This is a genomic window from Pectobacterium brasiliense (assembly GCF_013449685.1).
Taxonomy (GTDB): Bacteria; Pseudomonadota; Gammaproteobacteria; order Enterobacterales; family Enterobacteriaceae; genus Pectobacterium; species Pectobacterium brasiliense_A.
Map to the genome: position 1 here is coordinate 22,001 of NZ_JACDSF010000073.1, position 3,704 is coordinate 25,704.

At 38.2% G+C, this 3,704-nt stretch carries 4 protein-coding genes and 1 pseudogene; all 5 read left to right on the plus strand.

Going from position 1 to position 3,704, the window contains the following annotated elements; translation table 11 throughout:
- Nucleotides 1–1,016: 1,016 nt before the first annotated feature.
- On the plus strand, nucleotides 1,017–1,223 hold the full coding sequence (locus H0248_RS20695) for a YhfG family protein (protein ID WP_219609326.1): 207 nt from the start codon (nucleotides 1,017–1,019) through the stop codon (nucleotides 1,221–1,223).
- A gap of 86 nt (nucleotides 1,224–1,309) precedes the next feature.
- Nucleotides 1,310–1,580, plus strand: a pseudogene (locus H0248_RS20700) (tyrosine-type recombinase/integrase); the annotation flags it as partial.
- Nucleotides 1,581–2,023: 443 nt separating this feature from the next.
- A complete protein-coding gene (locus H0248_RS20705; protein WP_039280041.1) occupies nucleotides 2,024–2,503 on the plus strand; it encodes an Hcp family type VI secretion system effector in 480 nt (159 codons plus the stop codon).
- Nucleotide 2,504: 1 nt separating this feature from the next.
- Complete coding sequence (locus H0248_RS20710) at nucleotides 2,505–3,347, plus strand: DUF4225 domain-containing protein (RefSeq protein ID WP_180787314.1); 843 nt, start codon at nucleotides 2,505–2,507, stop codon at nucleotides 3,345–3,347.
- A gap of 82 nt (nucleotides 3,348–3,429) precedes the next feature.
- Nucleotides 3,430–3,704 (plus strand): helix-turn-helix domain-containing protein (locus H0248_RS20715; protein ID WP_180787315.1); only part of this gene is annotated, 275 nt, incomplete at its 3' end.

Consider the following 3,704-nt stretch of genomic DNA (forward strand, 5'->3'; position numbering starts at 1 on the left):
CATCGGGATTCCTTCTCTTGCCGCATTACAAGGCTTATAAATAAGCCTTGCCCTAGCGGGCCAACGCTTTGCGTTGTTCAAACGTTAACGTTTGTCCTGAAACTCGAATTATTTAGGGTATAGCGTATTTGTTTTTCGACCAGCGAGATAAAATAAATTAAAAACCGAATTTAAAAACATAATAAAACCGTAATATTACGGTTTATATCGGCGTAAAAAGAATCACACCAAGAAGAAATAAAATACATTTATATTTTGAATTTAGATCATACACACAACACAAACACACGGTCAATGCTTATATAGCAGAGCAACTAAATCGAACCACTAAAAAATAAAACACATTAAAAACAATAAATTAAATCAATCTTAAGTAAAAATAAACACAATAGAAAATAATATATCGCTGATTTTCAATTAACGGAAAAGGCATATATTTCATGCCTTTTAATTTCGTTAGAAACGAAATAATTAATATACTAACAAAAATCATCAATAACAAGAATTTCATTAATTTTAATTTAGTATAAATATTTACCTCTATTTTTTACTTTTGACAGAACAAATACCTCCATTACCTTAATAAACTATTTCTCTGTTAAGAAATAAATATTAGATAGTTTAGCAGGCATTGGATTTTTAATGAAAATTAATGGTTTTTTATGCTATAAAAAGGAATAAAAAAGAACCAATGACTTAACATGGTGTTTTTGCGTTATTTACTAACAAAAACCATCGCAACAGGCAGTGAAATGATCTTTTTGACGTCATTTTTAGGTTAAAAAATGGCAGTTATTTGGTAGAAAACGATTCCAGGCTGAACGTGATTCTCTGTGTCCGATGAAAAGACGAAATGAGAGAACAGATACGACGCGCTCAAAGCAGAATGCAGAGAGAAGTTCATCGATACGGATGACCTGCGGACACATCGTGCTGCGCACCTCGTTCTTGCCCAAACGGTTCCCGCGACTGCGAGAGTATCCATATTATGTTTGGGGTTTTAGTCAGGACCAACATTGCCAAACAACACTCGCCCCTCACGCATGGTGACGCTGGAAGAAAAGCGTGACTACTACAATCGGATGAAACTAAAAAACTATCGAGACACCATGCGCCTTGAAGGATTCAGCGTTGAGGATACGCCGCTTCCCAGCGACAAGCAGGAAAGGAAAGCACTGAGAAAAAATCTGACTGCCATGTATAAGGCGAGCGGTTATGTCTGATAAATAAGCTCGGCATTGACGTAAAAAACTAGCTGGAGCCGGTTTTGTCGTTCCTGCTATCTACCTCGCTATTTCGCACTTGGGTAGACGATTTTAGATTCCATGACCTGAGACATACATAGGCAAGCTGGCTAGTGCAGGTGAGGAGTGCCAATATCGGTGTTACAAGAAATGGGAGGCAGGGAAAGCATCGAAATGGTTCGGGGATATGCGCATTTATCCGCTGATCATCTCACGGAGCACGCGAGCAAAATTGACGCAATTTTAGAACGCAATGGCACAAAAGAAGAATGTAGTTTACGCAAAAATCTAGACCGAACACGACATGCCCCCACCGATGCCCCCAACTCACCGTAGATTTCAGTGAACGTGAGTAGACGAGCAGATACAATAAGGGCCGTCAAACCGCGTATTATAAGGGTTTAAAGGGTGTTTGAGTAGACTTAGGGAGACGTTAAAATAGGGATAATAGGAACAACACCTACACCCTATTCATATGATTAATAATATAAATTACCTGTTTCATCTTTTGTGATACCCCCAAAGATACCCCCAGTGGATTTTGTGTCCAATTTAAGGCTTACGTTTATAGGTGGTGAAGGGATATCGTTCTATTCTACCAGAAGAGAATTCCATTTAAATAATTACCACAATAATTATAATCCAAATAACTATTTAAAATCATACACGTTGCACGATAACGGCTATTGACTCATTGACTAAAAAATGCAGAAATTATCTCTCCCATAAGGAAAAAGGATTTATGGGGCAGGATTATGGATAATATTAAGGAATAAATAATGGCAAATTTGATCTATCTGAAACTCACCGGCATCAAACAAGGACTTATCTCTGCGGGCTGTTCAAGTGCAGACTCCATCGGCAACAAATATCAGGCTTCCCATGAAGATGAAATTTTTGTTTATGAGTTAATGAACCAGATAACAAGGCAAGATAACGTTTCACTCTCCCCTGTCGAAATCAGGAAGCCAATAGATAAAGCCACCCCGCTTCTGGCACAGGCATTGAATGGTAATGAAAAACTAACCTGTGAGTTCTTTTTTTACAGGACTTCTCAATCAGGTGGTAATGAACTCTATTTTAAAATGGTGCTAAGAGATGCGGTTATCAATGATATTCGTTTTTTCGCCCCAAATTCATTAACACACAACGAATTACAGCCTCAGGAAAATATTTCATTCAAGTTCGCATCGATTGAATGGGAACATGTAGTTGCACGGACAAGCTCTTATATCTTATGGAAAGATGTGGAATATTAAGATGAGTATCGATTCGGCACATCAATTTCACTTTTTAGAGGAAAGCAACCGCCTGAGGAGGGTTGCTCTGTTGGCTTCCTCTTTTTTTATTCAAGATAAAACATTAAGAATGCGTTATATTCGTGAAATTGAGGATTTCATCAATGAAACAGAGATGAAACTCAGGTCATCAACAATTAGTTTTTTTGATAAAAATCATATCCTTCATGAATTGGTAACCGAGCGTGAAGAAACAGAAAGAGACTACCAAAAACTACGAACAGGTGATTATGTAAAATATATCATTACAGATATATTTGAAGACCAGGGTGTTTTAAAATACACAAAAATCGCATCTGGTGTTGTTGCGGGTGGCTTTCAGGCATTTGCAGGATATCGATTAAATCAATTGGGAAAAGATCTTAATGTAAAACATTTTAAATCATTTGGTCTACTGTTAATGGCTCATGGCGGAAATAATGTCTACGAAGCAGTATCTCCTATTATCAATGATGGGAAGTATTACCCTGGTTTAACCAGAAAAGTATACAGAGGGTTAGCATCTCTATTGGGATATGATGATAAATCTGGTGATTTATTCTATAGTGTAGGAGATGTATCACTCTCTGGCTTTGCAGCTTTAAGAATGCCAGTGTTAATAGAAAATCCAACCAGGCTTGCTTCCAGAGGTTTTTTTGATAAACCAAGAACAACGAAATTATTTCGTTATATAGATAAAGACTACAGCCCTAAATTTACTGCCGCCAACAAATTCATGAAAATATATATGGTTGGAAGCTCCATTAAAAAAGTACATGCTGAATTCTCAAACGAAAACTATCTACTAAATAGCTTCGCCAAATAGTAGATCACTCGAAGGGAACTCAGTCCGAGTTATGCGATCTGATCAATCGCCAAACCAAACAAATCACCAACCGGACTGAGCGATGCCGATCATAGCAGCAATCCCTGATGAAGAACGACGACTAATGCGTAAAGAAGCCCAACAAACACGTGATAAAAACTATTCCAGACGACTCATCGCCATACTGATGCTGCATCGGGGAATGACCGTTTCCGACGTCGCCAGACTGCTCTGTGCCGCTCGCTCATCCGTCGGGAGATGGATAAATTGGTTTACTTTACATGGTGTTGAAGGATTAAAAAGCCTCAAGTCTGGACGAGAACCACGCTGGCCAGTCGCGGATATCCTGCATATTTT

Excerpts from the sequence above, each read along its gene's own strand:
- H0248_RS20705 (WP_039280041.1), top strand. The coding sequence starts at position 2,024 with ATGGCAAATTTGATCTATCTGAAACTCACCGGCATCAAACAAGGACTT.
- H0248_RS20710 (WP_180787314.1), top strand. The coding sequence starts at position 2,505 with ATGAGTATCGATTCGGCACATCAATTTCACTTTTTAGAGGAAAGCAAC.